Here is a 17,303-nt window from a genome sequence, read left to right as displayed (position 1 = left end):
TCGCCGGACAGGCCCTGGGTGACGGCCCGTGCGAGGGGGCTTCGGCCCTGGGACGCGAGCCCCCTCGCGGTCGGGCGGTCAGCTGCCGCCGTGGAGCAGGTGGAGCGAGAATCCGGCGCCGGTGGAGACGGACGGCGTCCGGATCGTCGTCACCCCGGTCGCGGCGTCGTGGTACCAGCCCGAGGCGGCCGAGTCGAGCGCGGCCGCCGAGTCGAGCCGGGGCAGCGGGCCGCCGTCGGTGACCACCTGGCGCGGGGCGGGGCGGCCGTGCACGGTGAGGCGGTACGACCGCTCGGCCGGCTTGCCGGCGTAGTCGCCGTCGCTGGAGCCGATCCGGACGGTGGTGACGGCCCGGTCGGTGTGCACGTCCACCTGCTGGGTGGCCGAGGAACCGGCGGTGAACTGCCGGGTGACGCCGTCGTCCTCGTACAGGGTGTAGGAGGAGTCGCCCGCGGCCTGCGGGTAGAGGTCGTAGTCGAGCTCGGAGCGGTCCCGGGTCTCCCACGACAGCGTGCCCGCGGGCCACATCGGCACGATCGCGCCGCCGCGGACGAACAGCGGCAGGGTGTCGAGCGGGGCGGAGTAGCCGTTGATCGTGGTCGGGCCCTGGTAGGTGCGGCCGGTCCAGTAGTCGGTCCAGGTGCCCTCGGGCAGGTAGATGCCGTCGCGCACGGTGGTGTCCGAGTAGACCGGCGCGACCAGGAAGTCGGGCCCGGCCAGGAACTCGTACTTCGCGTCGGGGCCGAGGGTGTTCGGGTCGTGCGGGTACTCCAGGGCGAGCGGCCGGACCGCGCCGACGCCGGTGCGGGTGGCCTCCTCGGAGAGGGTGTACATGTACGGCAGCAGCCGCTCCTTGAGCTGCAGGTACTTGCGGTTGATCGAGGTGTACGGCTCGCCGTCCAGCCAGGGCTGCTGGTCGCGCTGCTGCTTGCCCGTCATGTCCCGGGCCCAGCCGTCCATGGTCATGATCGTCGGCAGGAAGGCCTTCCACTGCAGGTCGCGCGCGTACATCGCGGGGTCGCGGCGGAAGATCGAGCCGACGTCGCCGGTGTTGTAGGCGATCCCGGACATGGTGGCGCCGGCGTAGGTCGGGATCTGCCAGCGGATGTAGTCCCAGGACAGGCTCTGGTCGCCGCTCCACAGCACGCCGCAGCGCTGCGCGCCGGCCCAGGAGACGGGCAGCCAGACGAAGCCGCGGGCGTCGCTGTCGTCCTCGATGCCGGCCTTGGCCTGGTCGCAGGCGTTCAGCGCGAAGTCGTAGCCGTTGCCGACCCAGGCCACGTCGAGCTTGCGCACCCGCACGCCGGCCTTCACCTCCGCGGACTGGTCGGGCAGGCCGTTCTGGGTCCAGAGGCCGAGTTGGGCGTGGTCCTCGCGCAGGCCCGTGCCGGTCGGTGCCAGGTCCTCGTAGCCGCAGCCGTAGCCGTCGTTGACCAGCATCCAGCCGAGCGGCATCCGGTTGTCCACGTAGCCGTCGGCGACCTTCAGCGCGTCCAGGGTGTGGCGCTCGCCGCGGTTGGCGTTGTGCAGGTAGCAGTCGGAGTCGCCGGGTTCCAGGCCGTAGACGGGCGGCATGAAGGGCTTGCCGACCAGGGCGGTGTACCGGCCGATCACCGCCTTGACGTCACCGGTGAAGTAGTAGGCGTCCAGGCGGCGTTCCTGCTGCCCGGTGCGGACGGGCGAGCCGAAGTCGTAGGTCCCGGGCGTGAAGGTGTTGCGGAAGACGCCGTAGCCGGCGGTGGAGACGTAGAACGGCTGGGAGTTGTTGTAGCCGCCCTCGTTCCAGTCGAAGCTGTTGGCGACGTGGACGGTTTGGTCGCGGTGGGAGAAGGAACCGTTCTGCTCGCCGCCGCCGAAGAACTGCTCGTCCGTGCCGCGCACCAGGCTCTGCCGCAGTCCGCTGGTGCTCCAGCGCAGCGGGGCGTCCTCCTGCCACAGGGCGGTGCGGTCGTCGGCCTTGTACAGGCCGAAGCGCAGCGGGTGCTTGTAGACCCGCAGGACCAGGCCCTTGGAGCGGATGCCGTAGTACGCGCCGGCGTCGAAGGTGCTGGTGTCGCGCTGCGGCTCGGGCTGCTCGCGGACGATCGCGCTGCCCGCCGGATCGGTGAGGACTCCGTCCGGGGCGGCGCGCAGGCGCAGCTGGTCGTCGGCGAGGAAGTCGACCCGGGCCTTCAGGGTGCCCGCGGAGATGTCGTAGCTGCCCCGGGAGCCGCCGAAGGAGGCCAGGTCGCCGGCGTCGGAGGTCTGCGGCAGGTAGGCCGTGCCGGTGTAGGAGCCGCCGTGGACGTCGTAGGGGACCACCAGGACGCGGTAGGTGCCGGAGGCCTTCGGGATCACCGTGGCCTCCGGGTCCGCGGTGCCCGCGCTGGCGGCCACCTGCTTGCCGGTGGCGTCGTAGACGTAGAGGTCGAAGTCGTCGGTCGGGTTCTGCCAGCGGACGGACACCGGGACGCCGCCCTCCGGGTTGTCGTCCCAGTAGCCGGCCGGCACGTTCACGGTCAGGTCGAAGTGGTCGCAGACCGTGCCGCCCGGGTCCTGTGCGGCCGGCGGGCAGCTGCCGGGGTCGCCGAGGGTGCCCTTGGCGTACTGCGGGCTCTGCCAGGTGACGCTCTGGTGGCCCTGGTCGAGGACGGCGGAGCCGGGTGCCGCGGCCCTGGCGGGGACGACGGGCCCGGCCAGGGTGGTGAGGGCGGCTATGGCCGCCGGGAGGGCGGCCCGGCGGAGGTGGGGCCGGAGTGGGCGCACGGTGGTGTCTCCGTTCGGACGGTGGGTGGCTGGGACCCGCCGGACGTTTCGGGCGGGCGAGCGGCGCTGGTCCCGGAGGACCACGGACCGAGGAGGGCCGGCACTCGTTCGTCCACCTCGGCCACCGCCTTCGTCCGCGCTTGTTGGGTGATCGGAGTTGCTTGATTCAAGCTTGTTCTGCGCAGACTCGAAAGAGCTTCCTGTGTCGGTGAGTTCATGTCAACCGCTGGGATGGCAGAAACGCCCGGCCGGGAAGCCCGGCCGGGCGTTGTGTGGTGGCGGGATTCGGGCGCCCAGGGGAACCGGTCCGCCTGCGGGATCCGGGCCCCGCAGGGCCGGTGACCTGGCGTCAGGCGCGCAGGACCCGCACCCCGTCGGCGGCGATCGCCTCCTCCTGGGCCGCGGTGGCCTCGGTGTCGGTGACCAGATCGTGGACCTCGGAGAGCGGGCAGATCCGGGCGAAGGTGACCTGGCCGATCTTGCTGCTGTCGGCCAGGACGACGGACCGCGCGCTGCTGCGCAGGAAGGCGCGGTCGGTCTGGGCCTCCATCTCGTCGTGCGTGGTGCAGCCCTGCTGGGCGGTCAGGCCGTCGACGCCGATGAACGCGAGGTCGAGGTGGTACTGCGCGAGCATCCGGTCGGCGGCCGGCCCCACCAGTTCGTAGCTGGTGGTCCGGGCGATGCCGCCGACCACCACCAGGCGGACGTCCGGCCGGACGATCAGCTCGGCCGCGATGTTGACGGCGTTGGTCACGATGGTGATGTTGCCGCGTTCGGCCAGGACGCGAGCCAGTTCGCTGGTGGTCGTGCCGCCGGTGAGGCCGACCACCGCGCCGTCGGGCACCAGCCGGTCGGCCGCCAGGGCGATCCGGCGCTTCTCCGCCTGCCGCTTGCCGTGCTTGTGGCGCAGGGGGAGTTCGAGGTTGACGGCGCCGGTGACCGCCCCGCCGCGGGTGCGGTGCAGCAGGCCCTGGTCGTGGAGTTCCTGGAGGTCCCGGCGGACGGTGGCCGCCGACACCCGCAGGAGCCCGGCCAGCTCGTGCACGTCGGCGCTGCCCGTCTCGGTGAGGTGCGTGAGGATCCGGGAGGTGCGGTCGGCTTTGAGCATGGCGGAAGTCTAGTGCCGCCCGCGCGGGCGACGATCTCTGCGCGGAACTGCTCGCACCCGGAGGCACCCCGTGCCGGGTCGGCGGGTCGGCGGGTCGGCGGGTCAGTGGGCCGCGGCGTCGCGCAGCCGCTGGGCGGCGGCCTCCGGGCTCACGTCGGTGACGAAGGCGTCGAGTCCGGATTCCACGCCCGCCAGGTACTTGAGCTTGCCCGGAGCGCGCCGGATGGTGAACAGCTCCAGGTGCAGGGCGAGTTCGTCGCCGCCGTCCTTCGGCGCCTGGTGCCAGCCGGAGATGTACGGGGTCCGGTTCGGCGCGGAGCCGGCGGGCGCGGGGAACAGTCGGTCGAAGCGGCGCAGCAGGTCCAGGTAGAGGCCGGGGAACTCGGCGCGCTCGGCCTCCTTCAGCTCGGTGAGGTCGCGCACCCGGCGGTTGGGGTAGAGGTGGACCTCGTACGGCCAGCGGGCGGCGAACGGCACGAAGGCGGTCCAGTGCTCGCCCCGGAGCACCAGCCGCTCGGGGGCGGCCCGTTCGGCGGCGAGGAGGTCCTCGAAGAGGTTCCGCCCGGTGTCCGCCCGGTGTGCCTCGGCCCGGCGGATCATCCGCGTGGTGCGGGAGGGGACGAAGGGGAAGGCGTAGATCTGCCCGTGCGGGTGGGCCAGCGTGACGCCGATCTCCTCGCCGCGGTTCTCGAAGCAGTACACCTGCCGGATCTCGGGCAGGGCCGACAGTTCGGCCGTGCGGTCGGTCCAGGCGTCCAGCACCAGGCGGGCCTTGGCCTCGTCCAGGTCGGCGAAGGAGGCGTCGTGGTCGGGGGCGAAGCAGACCACCTCGCAGCGGCCGGTGCCCGGCCGGAGGGTGCGCAGCGGGTCGTCCTCCCGGGCCGTGACGTGGGCGGCGGAGTTCAGGGCCAGCGAGGGGAAGCGGTTCTCGAAGACCACGACCTGGTAGTCGGCCGCGGGGACCTCGCTCAGCCGTCCGTCCCGGGAGGGGCAGAGCGGGCACTCGCCGGCCGGGGGGTGGTAGGTCCGCTGCTGGCGGTGGGCGGCGACCGTGACCCACTCGCCGAGCACCGGGTCGAGCCGGGTCTCGGAGAGGCTCGCGGCGGCTTCCAGGGGGCGTTCGTCCACGGTGTCGCGGACCGTACCCGACTCCTGGTCGTAGTAGACGAGTTCGCGGCCGTCGGCCAGCTTGGTCGCGGTCTTGTGCACCGCTGTGCTCCTTCTGCGTGGGACGTCGGCCCGCCTGTGCCGATCTCCAACAGAATCAAACATATACGATCGTTTGTCAACAGGTGTAGACCTACCAGCCGATCGCGGCGCGCCCTCCCGGTGCGGGGATCGGCGAGAAATTCGCAGGTGTTGACTGTGGGTGCGCATCATGTTTGATTATGTCGAAATAAACTCCCGCTCGCCGACGGAGGTGCCGGCGGGAGCCGACACGACGCACTGACACGACGTACGGGAGCCGAGCAGATGATCGACCAGGCCGCCACCGACTTCGAGGCCGTCCACGGCGCCCGGCCGACCGGCGTGTGGGCCGCGCCCGGCCGGGTGAACCTGATCGGTGAGCACACCGACTACAACGACGGTTTCGTCCTGCCGATCGCCCTCCCGCACGCCACCAAGGTCGCCGCCCGCCGCCGCGAGGACGGCCGGGTGCGGGTCTACAGCGCCCAGGGCGACGGCACGATCACCGACCTCGCGCTCGACGGTCTGGCCCCCGGTGTGGTCACCAGCTGGGCCGCCTACCCGGCCGGTGTCTTCTGGGCCCTCGCCGACGCCGGACACGCGATCGGCGGCGCCGACCTCTACGTCGACAGCGACGTGCCCACCGGCGCCGGGCTCTCCTCCTCCGCCGCCCTGGAGTGCGCCACGGCCGCCGCGCTGAACGACCTGTACGGGCTCGGCCTGACCGCGCCGGAAATCGCCCTGGTCGCCCAGCGGGCCGAGAACGCCTTCGTCGGCGTGCCCTGCGGGGTGATGGACCAGATGGCCTCCGCGTGCTGCACGGAGGGCGCCGCGCTGTTCCTGGACACCCGGACGATGGAGCAGCGGCACGTCCCGCTCGACCTGGAGGCGGCCGGCCTCCGGCTGCTGGTGATCGACACGAGGGTCAAGCACGACCTCGGTGACGGCGCCTACGCTGCCCTGCGGGCCGGCTGTGAGCGCGCCGCCGACCTGCTCGGCCTGGAGGCCCTGCGCGACCTGCCGGCCGCCGATCTGGACGCGGCCCTGGAGCGCCTGCCCGAGGAGCTCGCCCCGCTGGTGCGGCACGTGGTCACCGAGAACCAGCGGGTGGTCGAGACGATCGAGCACCTGGACGCCGGCCGGACCGCCGCGCTGGGGCCGGTCCTGACGGCCGGACACGCCTCGCTGCGCGACGACTTCCGGGTCTCCTGCCCCGAGACGGACCTCGCGGTCGAGGCCGCCGTGGCCGCCGGGGCGCTGGGCGCCCGGATGACCGGCGGCGGCTTCGGCGGCTCCGTCATCGCCCTGGTGGAGACGGCGGACGTGGAGGCGGTCGCGGAGGCGGTGCGTTCGGCCTTCGCGACCGCGGGCTTCGCCGCTCCCGTCGCCTTCACCGCCGTCCCCTCGGCGGGGGCCCGGCGCCTGGCCTGACCGGGCGGCTCCGGGCCGCCCCGCCCGGTCAGCCGGCGGTCGGCACCACGACGAGTTCGCCGACCGTGTCGGCGAGCGCGCTGCGGGCCGCCGCCGGGAGGGCGTCGTCGGTGATGAAGCAGTCGACCTCCGTCAGGGCCGCGAAGCTGCTCAGGCCGACGACGCCCCATTTGGTGTGGTCGGCGACGACGGCGGTCCGGCGGGCCGAGGCGATCAGCGCCCGGTTGGTCTGGGCCTCGGCCAGGTTGGGCGTGGTGAGTCCGGCCTGCTCGCTGACGCCGTGCACGCCGAGGATCAGCAGGTCCACGTGGAGCGTGCGGATCGTCTGGTCCGCGAGGGCTCCCACCAGGGCCGCGGAGCGGGTCGGCGCCCCTCCGGTCAACAGGAGCGACGGGACGCTCTCCGTTCCGTCGCTCTCCGCCGCCCAGAGCAGGTCGGCGATCCGCAGGGAGTTGGTGACGACGGTCAGCCGGGGGATGTTCAGCAGCCGGGAGGCGACGGCGTAGGTGGTGGTGCCGGCGGACAGCGCCACCACGCTGCCCGGTTCGACGAGTCGCGCGGCGGCGTCCGCCAGCGCGGCCTTGGTGCTCTCCTCCAGCTCGGACTTGACGTCGAAGCCGGGTTCGTCCGTGCTCGCGGCCCCCACCGCGATGGCCCCGCCGTGGACCTTCCGCACTGCTCCCTGGCGCACCAGTGCGTCCAGGTCGCGACGGATCGTCATGTCCGACACGCCGAACTGTTCCACCAGCTCGGCGACGCGCACCGCGCCGGCCTCGCGGATGGCCTCCAGGATCAGCGCCTGGCGCTGCGGGGCGAGCAAACTCTGATCAGCCACGAAGGCCCTTTCGATCGAACGGGTGCCTGGTCGCTCCCGCTTCCTCCGGTCGACCCCGTCACGGTCGTGGACGACGAACGTGCTCGGCCGTCGCGGGCCGGACGGGGCGGCCGGAGCGTCGGGGGCGTCGGCCGGGGAACGGGCGGTAGCGACGTGATCCAGTATCCCAGGCCGCCGCTGCGCCCCACGGCCCGGAGGGCGACGGCCGGTGCGGCGGGCACCGCGGTCGCGGATCCGGGGCACGCAATCGCCGGTGCCACGGTCAGGGGTGGCACCGGCGGTTCCGGTTGCGGTCCGGCCCACCCTCGGCGACCGGCCGCCGTTCCGTCTCCGGAGCCGGCCGGAGACGGAGAAGGACCGTCACCGGGATCCGAACACCGGGGTGCCCGGTGCGGGAGGGGGTCGGGCGGCATTCCTCGGGGAAGCCGGCCCCGGCGCGGGGCGGTGGGCCGCCACGCGCCGGGGAGTCCCTGGTCAGGCGGGCAGTCCGACCGCGCGCTCGCGGTTGCGGCGCTGCTGGATGACGACGGCGGCGACCAGCAGGGCGCCCTGGGCGACGTTCTGCCAGAAGGCGTTGATGCCCTGGACGGTGAGGCCGTTCTGCAGGGCGCCGAGCAGCGCGACGGCGAGCAGGGTGCCGCCGATGCTGCCCTTTCCGCCCTTGAGGGCGCAGCCGCCGAGCGCGGCGGCGGTGATCGACTGGAGCTCCAGGCCCTCGCTGCCGGAGACGGGCTGGCCGCTGCCGGTGCGGGCGGTGAGCAGCACGCCGGCCAGGGCGGCGACGGTGCCGGAGAGGGCGTAGGCGGCGATCAGGTACTTGTTGAGGTTGATGCCGGCCAGGCGGGCGGCGGTGTCGTTGCCGCCGAGGGCGTAGATGTTGCGGCCGATGTCGGTGTAGGTGAGCAGGGCGTGCACGGCGACGGCGGTGAGGATCAGCAGCCAGACCATGGTGGGCAGGCCGGCGATCTTGCCGCGGCTGAGGAAGACGAAGACCGGGTCGTTCAGGACGTAGCCCTGGGCGCGGCCGTCCGAGACGAGCTGGGCGACGCCCTTGTACGCGGCCAGTCCGGCGAGGGTGGCGATGGTCGGGTTGACCCGGCCGTAGATGATGACGACGCCGTTGAACAGGCCGATGCCGGCGCCGATGGCGAGCGCGGCGCCGATGCCGAGGTACGGGTTGGCGCCGCTGGAGGTGAAGACCATGGCGCTGGTGACGGAGGCCAGGCCGGCCTGGGAGCCGACGGAGATGTCGAGGCCGCCGCAGATGATGACGACGGTCTGGACGACGGCCAGCAGGCCGGAGATGGTGGCGGCCTCGGCGATGACCTGGACGTTGTCCCAGCCGACGAAGTTGGGGTTGAGCGTGCCGAACAGGCCGACGACGACGGCGAGGGCGCCGATCAGGCTGAGGTTCTGGCCGCCGATCGCGGCGAGCAGGGCGCGCGGGCCGCCGGACCGGCCGGGCAGGGTACCGGCGTCCGGGGGAGTGGCGGTGGTCATGCGCCCACCTCGCTGCGCTCGGCCGGGGCACTTGCCCACGCGCGCCTTCCGATGGTTCGCTCGCTGCGCTCGTTCACGGGGTCTCTCCGGTCTGGGCGGTGGCGGTGGCGGCGACGTCTTCGGCCGTGGCGAGGCCGTCGGCCATGGCGAGGGCGAGGACGGCCTCTTCCGTCGCCTGGTCACGGGTCAGTTCGCCGGTGGTGCGGCCGTTCTGCATCACCACGACCCGGTCGGCGAGGCCGAGGACTTCGGGCAGTTCGGAGGAGATGACCAGGACGGCGGTGCCCTCGCGGGCGAGGTCGGCGATGATCTGGTAGATCTCGGCCTTGGCGCCGATGTCGACGCCGCGGGTGGGTTCGTCGAGGATCAGCAGGTCGGGCTTGCGGGCGAGCCAGCGGGCGAGGACGACCTTCTGCTGGTTGCCGCCGGAGAGGGTGCGGACCTCCGCCTCGATGGAGGGGGCGCGAACGCGCAGCCGGTCGGCGTACTCCTGGGCGAGGGCCTTCTCCTCGCGGCGCTTGACGAACCGACCGCGGCTGAGCCGGCGCAGGCTGACCAGCGAGGTGTTGTCGCGGATCGTGCGCTGCAGGAACAGCGCCTGGGCCTTGCGCTCCTCGGGGGCCAGGCCGATGCCGGCGGCGATGGCGGCGCGCGGGTTCCTCAGTCGCAGGACCTCGCCGCCCAGGGCCACCGTGCCGGAGTGGATCGGGGCGTCGCCGGCCAGGGCGAGGGCGAGTTCGGAGCGTCCGGCGCCGATCAGGCCGGCCAGCGCGACGACCTCGCCGGCCCGGACGCTCAGGCTGACCCCGTGCACGTCGTCGGTGGTCAGGTCGCGGACGTCCAGCACGACGCGGTCGGTGGCGACGTTCTGCCGGACGAACAGCGAGGACAGGTCCCGGCCGACCATCAGCCGGACCAGCTCGCCCTCGTCCGTCTCGGCGGCGTCGACCACACCGGCCAGCGTGCCGTCGCGCAGCACCGCGATCCGGTCGGCGAGCCGGAAGATCTCCTTCATCCGGTGGGAGACGTAGATGACGGCGATGCCTTCGTCGCGCAGTCGTCCGATCAGGGTGAACAGGGCCTCGACCTCGTGCTCGGAGAGTGAGGAGGTGGGCTCGTCGAAGGCGATCGCGCGTGGTGGGACGGCGCCGGTCAGGGCGCGCAGGATCTCGACCAACTGGCGCTGGGCCGCAGTGAGTTCGGATCCGATCAGATCGGGGTCGAGGACCTTGTCGAAGCCCAGGCGGGCCAGGTCCGCGGTGATCCGGCGGCGCAGCTCGGCGCGGTCCAGCCGGCGGCCGGAGCGGCGGGGCAGGGAGCCGGCGTAGACGTTCTCGGCGACCGAGACGTGCGGGATGATCTCCGGCTCCTGCGGGATGATCCGGATCCCGGCCCGGCGGGCGTCGATCGGCGAGTGCAGGTCGAGGGCCTCGCCGTCCAGCAGGACGCGCCCCTCGGTGGGGCGGTGGTCACCGGTGAGGATGCGCAGCAGGGTGGACTTCCCGGCGCCGTTCTCGCCCATCAGGGCGGTGACGCGGCCCGGCGGGAAGCTCAAGTCGATGTCCTGCAGCGCCTGGACGGAGCCGAAGCGCTTGGACACGCCCTCGGCGCTGAGGCCGGGCGAGCCGCTCGTCGGCGGGACGGGTGACGGGACAGACGGCGGGACGGGTGACGGTGCGGGTGTGGTCATCGGGGCCTCGTTGGCGGTGCGGTGCGTGCGGTGTGGGGAAGCCGGGCGTACGGACGGCGCCGGTGCTCGTGCGTGCGGGCTCCGGGAGCGGCGCAGGTGCGCGGCGGGCGGATGCGGCCGGTCCGGGCCCGCCCGTGCCCGCCCGCCGCACCGGCGGCTCGACGCGGCGTCAGCTGCAGGACACGCCCGCGGACTGCCAGGTGGCGGCGTCGACCATCTTGGTCGGGGCGAAGGCCTCCTTGGGGAAGTCCTTGCCGTTCTTGAGCTTGTCGTACATGGTCTGCACCGACAGGGCGCCGACGTCCTTGCCGTTGATGAACAGGGCGGCCTTCATGCCGGAGGGCTTGCCGGAGGCCCAGTTCTTGCAGGCCAGGTAGGCGCCCAGGCCGACGCCGTCGATGTCGTCGGGGCTGATCCCGGCGTTCTGCAGGGCGGTGACGGCGCCCTGGACGTTCTCGTCGTTGCAGCCCCAGGCCACCCAGTGCTTGACGCCCGGGTTGGCGGTGATGGTGGCGGCGACCTTGTCCTGCGCGCCGGTGGGGGTGTTGTCGGTCGCGACGTCGATCAGCTGCACGCCCGGCACGGCCTGGTCGAAGGCCTCCTTGGCGGCCTTCACCCGGTCGCCGCAGACGGTGACGTCCTGCTTCCAGGCGGAGATGATCCGGGTGTCGGCCGCGTTCCAGCCGGCCTTCCTGTACTCCTCGGCGGCCCGCTTGCCGACCTCACCGCCCATCTGGGCGCCCGAGAAGCCGATCCGGGGCACCAGGTCGGTCGCCGCGCACTGCGCCGGGGCCGGTCCGCTCGCGCAGACCTGGTCGTCCGAGGTGAGCAGCGCGGCCTTGGCGTCCCGGGCCGTCTGGACCACCTGCGGGCCGACCGCCGGGTCCGGCACCACGATGATCAGGCCGTTGCTCTTCTGGGCGATCGCGGCCTGCACCTCGCCGACCGTCTTGTTCGCGTCGTTGCCGAGGTTCACCACCTTCAGGTCGGCACCGAGCTCCGCGGCCTTGGCCTTGGCGCCCGCGGCCTCGTCCACGAAGTACTGCTGGTCGCCCTGCTTCTGCAGGTAGGTGATCGTGACCTTGCCGGACACCGGGGCGACGGGCGCGTCCGCGCCGTTCGAGGAGGTCTGCCCGGTGGAGCAGGCGGTCAGACCGAGGGAGGCGGCCAGGCTCAGCGCGGCGATCGAGGCCAGGCGGCCACGGAGGGAGGGGTGCATGGTGGGGGCTCCTGGGGGTGAGGGGCTGAACGGCCGGGAGAGTGAAACCGATCAGGAATCATCGCAATCAAACGCGGTGCTGGACAGGAAACGCCCAGGTTCCGACTTCCGTCAACCCGGTGATCCGATCGCGAGCCGTTGAGACCTTCTTGTTATGTACCGTCAGATGCGCTGGTGCACACCAGCATTGGCGAATCGGTCGGCACTTCCGTGGCTGTCGGGTGCCAATCGCGCTGCTCTTGCCGCTGGTCCTGTTGAAGACTGCGTCAAATTGTTGATTGGTGTTGGAAGTCGGGGCTACGCTCTGCCCACCCTTCGATGTTAAGGCATGTACCCGTCATCTCTTGGGTCCCGGCGGAACGTCCGTGCCCCGAGCCCTGTCAGGAGTGGACCGTCACCTGGCGGGACCGACAACGCCGCTGCCCCACCCCCGTGCCGGACGCCCTCCCCGGCGACCGCCAGGGAGCACCCCCACCCCTCCCCACCCCTCCCCACCCCTCCCCACCCCTCCCCACCCCGGAGACGCCCATGGGCCGTCAACATCCGTCCTCGATCCGGCGTGCCGTGCTGAGTGCGGCGCTCGTGCTCGCCGGTGCGCTGACCACCCTGGCCGCACCACCCGCGGCCCAGGCCGCCGCAGCCGTCCAGACCTCCGTCACCCTCGACGGCGGCAAGCCCGGCCTGACCTTCGACGGGGTCGGCGCGATCTCCGGCGGCGGCGGCAACTCCCGCCTGCTCGTGGACTATCCGGAGCCCCAGCGCACCCAACTGCTGGACTACCTGTTCAAGCCCGGCTACGGCGCCTCGCTGCAGGTGCTGAAGCTGGAGATCGGTGGCGACACCAACTCCACCGACGGCGCCGAGCCGAGCATCGAGCACACCCGCGGCACCGTCGACTGCAACCAGGGCTACGAGTGGTGGCTGGCCGAGCAGGCCAAGGCCCGCAACCCCGACATCACGTTCTACGGCCTGTCCTGGGGCGCCCCCGGCTGGATCGGCGACACCGGCAGCGGCGGCAACTTCTGGTCCCAGGACTCCGTCGACTACGTGATGTCGTGGATGGACTGCGCCGCCCGGCACCAGCTGAACGTCTCCCACCTCGGCGGCTGGAACGAGCGCGGCTACGACAAGGGCTGGTACGAGAACCTCAAGAGCACGCTCGTCGCGCGCGGCTACGGCGCCACCAAGGTCGTCGCCGCCGACGACACCAGCGGCGCCGCCGTGCAGCTCTGGGCCTGCGACGGCAGCGCCCAGCAGGTGTGGACCCGCACCAATGGCACCCTCACCCACAACGGCAAGTGCCTGGACGTCATCGGCGGCGGGACCGTCAACGGCACCAAGGTCGAACTCTGGGACTGCCACGGCGGCGCCAACCAGCAGTGGACGCCCCAGCCGGACGGCAGCCTGAGGAGCGACCAGTCCGGCCGCTGCCTCGACGACCCCGCCGCGGCCACCGCCGACGGCACCCCGCTGGAGATCTGGGACTGCAACGGCGGCGCCAACCAGCGCTGGACCCTGCCGTAACCGGCCGACCGGCGGGGAGGTGACCGGCCCCGCCCGGCCCCGCCCGGCCGGGCTCCCGCGGAACCACGGGAGCCCGGCCGGTTCGTCCGTTCGTGGTGGAGCGAACCCTTCCCCGGATGGTCAACAGCACGTGCGAACCGACGCCTCCGCCCTCTTCCCGGCGGCCACCGGCTGCCTCACCATGGACTGGCCCGTGCCTCGTGGATCCCGCCGGACCCGCTGATCGTGCGGCGGATCGTGACACACCTTGTCCGTACAACTCGATGCGTTCGTCTTCCGTACGGCAGCCGGTCACGAACGGGCCGCCGGCTGGTACCCCGCGCACGCTGTCCTTGGGGGCGCCGTCCTCCACCCTCCTGACATGCTGAGGTCAACCCACCCATGGCAGAGCTGAACCGTCGCCGTTTCCTCCAACTCGCCGGTGCGACCGCCGCGTTCTCGTCGCTGTCGCAGAGCATCGCGCGAGCCGCGTCCATCACCCCGCAGGGGAGCACCGGCACCATCCAGGACGTCGAGCACATCGTCGTGCTGATGCAGGAGAACCGTTCGTTCGACCACTACTTCGGGGCGCTCAAGGGCGTCCGGGGCTTCGGTGACCCCCGGCCGGTCACCATGCCGAGCGGCAAGTCGGTGTGGCACCAGACGGACAGCCTCAAGCGGGAGGTGCTGCCGTTCCGGCCCCAGGCCAACGACCTCGGGATGCAGTTCATCCAGGACCTCAACCACGACTGGGCCGGCGGCCACAAGGCCTTCAACAGCGGCAAGTACGACCAGTGGGTCCCCGCCAAGACGGCCACCACGATGGCCTACCTGACCCGCGAGGACATCCCCTTCCACTACGCGCTCGCCGACGCGTTCACCATCTGCGACGCCTACCACTGCTCGTTCATCGGCTCCACCGACCCGAACCGCTACTACATGTGGACGGGCTGCACCGGCAACGGGGTCACCGGCAACGGCCCGGTCCTCGGCAACCAGGAGGCCGGGTACAGCTGGACGACCTACCCCGAGCGGCTGGAGAAGGCCGGGGTCTCCTGGAAGATCTACCAGGACGTCGGCGACGGACTGGACTCGGCCGGCTCGTGGGGCTGGATCGGCGACGCCTACCGCGGGAACTACGGCGACAACTCGCTGCTCTACTTCAACAACTACCGCAACGCCAAGCCGGGCGACCCGCTGTACGACAAGGCCCGCACCGGCACCAACGCCAAGGCGGGCGACGGCCTGTTCGACCACCTGCGGCGCGACGTCCAGGCCGGCACGCTGCCGAAGATCTCCTGGATCGCCGCGCCCGAGGCCTTCACCGAGCACCCCAACTGGCCCGCCAACTACGGTGCCTGGTACGTCTCGCAGGTGCTGGACGCGCTGACCTCCAATCCCGACGTGTGGGCGAAGACCGCGCTGTTCATCACCTACGACGAGAACGACGGCTTCTTCGACCACGTCGTGCCGCCGTTCCCGCCCTCCTCCGCCTCGCAGGGCCTGTCGACCGTGGCGACCGGCGCCGACTACTACGGCGGCAGCATCGGCTACTCGGCCGGGCCGTACGGCCTCGGCCAGCGGGTCCCGATGCTGGTCGTCTCGCCCTGGAGCACCGGCGGCTACAGCTGCTCCGAGACCTTCGACCACACCTCGATCATCCGCTTCATGGAGCGCCGCTTCGGCGTCCAGGAGCCCAACATCTCGCCCTGGCGACGCGCCGTCTGCGGCGACCTCACCTCCGCCTTCGACTTCACCGCGTCGAACCCGGCCCCGGCGGCGCTCCCCTCGACGGCCGGCTACGCCCCGGCGGACCGCAACCGGCACCCGGACTACGTGCCCGCCCCGCCCGCCACCGGCACCATGCCGAAGCAGGAGCCGGGGGCGAAGCCCACCCGCCCGCTGGCGTACGCGCCGTCCGTGGACGGGGCGGCCGACATCGCCACGGGCAAGTACCGGCTCACCTTCGGCGCGGGCGCGGCGGCGGGCGCCCAGTTCCTGGTGACCTCGCCCAACCGCACCGACGGCCCGTGGACGTACACCACGGAGGCGGGCAAGACGATCGCGGACGCCTGGAACACCACGTACTCCGGGGGTGTCACGGACCTGACCGTGTTCGGCCCCAACGGCTTCCTGCGCCGCTTCCGCAACCCCGGCAAGACGGCCGGTCCCGAGGTCACCGCCCGCCACAACGCGACCACCGGCAACCTCGACCTCACGCTCACCAACGCGGGCGGCGCGGACGTCGTGCTCACCCTCGCCAACGCCTACGGCAGCACGCCGCAGACCGTCACCGTCCGCCGGGGCGCGACCCTCACGTACACCGTCGACCTGAGCGCCTGCCGCAACTGGTACGACGTGACCGTCACCTCGGGCGCGACCGCGGACTTCGTGCGCCGGCTCGCCGGCCACGTCGAGACCGGCGCGCCCGGCCTCTCCGACCCGGGCATCATCACCTACTGACGGCACCCGTCACGGCGCCGCCCCGGGCACCCAGGTGCCCGGGGCGGCGCCGTTCGGCCCCGACGGCTGCCCGGTGGACCCCGGCGGATCCTGGGCGGATCGTCAGAGGAAGTAGAGCCGGTTCAGCGGGACCTCCTCGGCGTCGACGCCGCCGGCCGCGACACCCTCGACCGGATCGCCGCCGCGCGCCGCGCCCTGTAGGACGGCCCTGGCCCGGCAGCCGTCGGAACCCGCGGACTGCCGGGCCGCCCGCCGGGCCGTGGCCGCGGGCGGGAGGGATGCGGCCGAGGGGCCGTGAGCGGATTCCTCCGAACGGCGGGTGCGCGCCGCGCCGGAATCTGACCTTCCGATCAGTAGCCTGCGGAGCCGAACCCGACACCAACCGGAACGAGGCTCCATGGCTCACCCCCGGCCGTCCCGCCGCGCACTCCTGCGGTCCGGGGCCGCGCTCGCCGCCCTGGCCCTGGCCGGTGGCTGCTCCTCCGACGGCGGCTCGGAGGAGCAGTCCGGTCAGAGCGGTACGGCCTCGGGCGCGGCCCCGTCCGCGAGCCCGGCGGCCGGCGGCTGGGCCATGCCGGCCGAGTCCGACCCGCACACCCGCACCTTCATGGCCTGGCCGGCGCTGGAGGAGGTGTGGGGCGACCAACTGCCCGCCGTCCGGCAGGACATCGCGGGGCTGGCCCAGGCGATCGCCGGATATGAACCGGTCGTCCTGCTGGCCCGCCCCGACCAGGCGGCCCAGGCCCGGCAGGCCTGCGGCTCCTCGGTCGAGGTGCTCGAACTGAAGGTCGACGACCTGTGGGCCCGGGACACCGGCCCGACCTTCGTCACCGGCCCGCAGGGGCTGGCCGGGGTCGACCTCAACTTCAACGGCTGGGGGGACAAGCAGACCCACGCCAATGACAGCCTGGTCGCCCGGTACCTCCTCGACCACTACCGCATCACCCGCGTCCAGGCGCCGATCACCGGCGAGGGCGGCGGCATCGAAGTGGACGGCGAGGGCACGCTGATGGCCACCGAGAGCTCCTGGGTCAACGGCAACCGCAACCCCGGCAAGTCCCGCGACCAGATCGAGGCGAGCCTCAAGGAACTGCTCGGCGTCGAGAAGGTGATCTGGTTCCAGGGCGTCGCCGGGCAGGACATCACCGACTGTCACGTCGACGCCCTCGCCCGCTTCGCCGAGCCGGGCACCGTGGTCCTGCACCGGCCGGCCGCCGACGCCCCGCCGGACGTCTGGAGCACCGCCTCCGCGCAGGCGCTGCAGGTGCTCCGGACGGAGACCGACGCCAAGGGCCGCGCGCTCAAGGTGGTCGACGTCCCCGAGCCCGACATCGCCCAAATCCCGGGCGCGGGCAAGGACTTCCTGGCCACGTACGTCAACTACTACGTCTGCAACGGCGGCGTCATCGTCCCGCGCTTCGGGGACCAGGCCACCGACGACCGGGCGGCCGGCATCATCGGGGACCTCCACCCGGGCCGCAAGGTCACCCAGGTCGGCATCAACCACATCGCCGCGGGCGGCGGCGGCATCCACTGCGCCACCCAGCAGCAGCCCGCGGTGTGAGCAGACGGGGCCGGGTCCGGTCCGCCGACGGGCCCCGGCCCCCGGGGCCCGTCCGAC

The 17,303-nt window shown here is 72.6% G+C and carries 11 protein-coding genes; 4 read left to right on the top strand and 7 right to left on the bottom strand.

Features of this window, described 5'->3' with window-relative positions:
* Positions 1 to 78: 78 nt before the first annotated feature.
* The 3 genes from ABZ449_RS25870 to galT all read right to left on the bottom strand — a co-directional run bounded on the left by ABZ449_RS25870 (position 79) and on the right by galT (position 5,062).
* Positions 79 to 2,226, bottom strand: coding sequence for a TIM-barrel domain-containing protein (locus ABZ449_RS25870; protein ID WP_360350370.1), 2,148 nt, complete (start codon positions 2,224 to 2,226; stop codon positions 79 to 81).
* 868 nt (positions 2,227 to 3,094) lie between these two features.
* Positions 3,095 to 3,853: a DeoR/GlpR family DNA-binding transcription regulator gene (locus ABZ449_RS25865; RefSeq protein WP_360350311.1), complete on the bottom strand. Its 759-nt coding sequence runs from the start codon at positions 3,851 to 3,853 to the stop codon at positions 3,095 to 3,097.
* Between the two features lie 102 nt (positions 3,854 to 3,955).
* Entirely contained in the window at positions 3,956 to 5,062 is a 1,107-nt protein-coding gene (gene galT / locus ABZ449_RS25860; protein ID WP_360350308.1) for a galactose-1-phosphate uridylyltransferase, read from the bottom strand.
* A gap of 264 nt (positions 5,063 to 5,326) precedes the next feature.
* Here galT and galK point away from each other — a divergent pair, with 264 nt between their 5' ends.
* Positions 5,327 to 6,472 (top strand): galactokinase, encoded by a 1,146-nt coding sequence (gene galK / locus ABZ449_RS25855; protein ID WP_360350305.1) that lies wholly within the window; start codon positions 5,327 to 5,329, stop codon positions 6,470 to 6,472.
* Positions 6,473 to 6,500: 28 nt separating this feature from the next.
* Here the strand turns inward: galK and ABZ449_RS25850 are convergent, their stop codons facing one another.
* From ABZ449_RS25850 to ABZ449_RS25835, 4 genes are all read right to left on the bottom strand, one after another.
* Positions 6,501 to 7,307 (bottom strand): DeoR/GlpR family DNA-binding transcription regulator, encoded by an 807-nt coding sequence (locus ABZ449_RS25850; RefSeq protein WP_360350302.1) that lies wholly within the window; start codon positions 7,305 to 7,307, stop codon positions 6,501 to 6,503.
* Between the two features lie 474 nt (positions 7,308 to 7,781).
* On the bottom strand, positions 7,782 to 8,807 hold the full coding sequence (locus ABZ449_RS25845; protein ID WP_360350299.1) for an ABC transporter permease: 1,026 nt from the start codon (positions 8,805 to 8,807) through the stop codon (positions 7,782 to 7,784).
* A 73-nt stretch (positions 8,808 to 8,880) separates the two neighbouring features.
* The gene (locus tag ABZ449_RS25840) at positions 8,881 to 10,497 is read right to left on the bottom strand and encodes a sugar ABC transporter ATP-binding protein (RefSeq protein WP_360350297.1); all 1,617 of its coding nucleotides are present in this window, start codon (positions 10,495 to 10,497) and stop codon (positions 8,881 to 8,883) included.
* A gap of 169 nt (positions 10,498 to 10,666) precedes the next feature.
* On the bottom strand, positions 10,667 to 11,716 hold the full coding sequence (locus ABZ449_RS25835; protein ID WP_360350294.1) for a substrate-binding domain-containing protein: 1,050 nt from the start codon (positions 11,714 to 11,716) through the stop codon (positions 10,667 to 10,669).
* A 528-nt stretch (positions 11,717 to 12,244) separates the two neighbouring features.
* Here ABZ449_RS25835 and ABZ449_RS25830 point away from each other — a divergent pair.
* The 3 genes from ABZ449_RS25830 (at position 12,245) to ABZ449_RS25820 (ending at position 17,246) form a co-directional block, all read left to right on the top strand.
* On the top strand, positions 12,245 to 13,240 hold the full coding sequence (locus ABZ449_RS25830) for a ricin-type beta-trefoil lectin domain protein (RefSeq protein ID WP_360350291.1): 996 nt from the start codon (positions 12,245 to 12,247) through the stop codon (positions 13,238 to 13,240).
* Positions 13,241 to 13,621: 381 nt separating this feature from the next.
* Positions 13,622 to 15,682 carry a phosphocholine-specific phospholipase C gene (locus ABZ449_RS25825; protein ID WP_360350288.1) on the top strand — a complete coding sequence of 687 codons (2,061 nt, stop codon included), beginning with the start codon at positions 13,622 to 13,624 and terminating at the stop codon, positions 15,680 to 15,682.
* A 397-nt stretch (positions 15,683 to 16,079) separates the two neighbouring features.
* Complete coding sequence (locus ABZ449_RS25820; RefSeq protein WP_360350285.1) at positions 16,080 to 17,246, top strand: agmatine deiminase family protein; 1,167 nt, start codon at positions 16,080 to 16,082, stop codon at positions 17,244 to 17,246.
* The last annotated feature ends 57 nt before the right edge of the window (positions 17,247 to 17,303 follow it).

This window comes from Kitasatospora sp. NPDC005856, from assembly GCF_040629945.1.
Lineage (GTDB): Bacteria > Actinomycetota > Actinomycetes > Streptomycetales > Streptomycetaceae > Kitasatospora.
The sequence above is the reverse complement of the archived record's forward strand: the minus strand, read 5'-3'. Positions and strand labels throughout refer to the sequence as shown.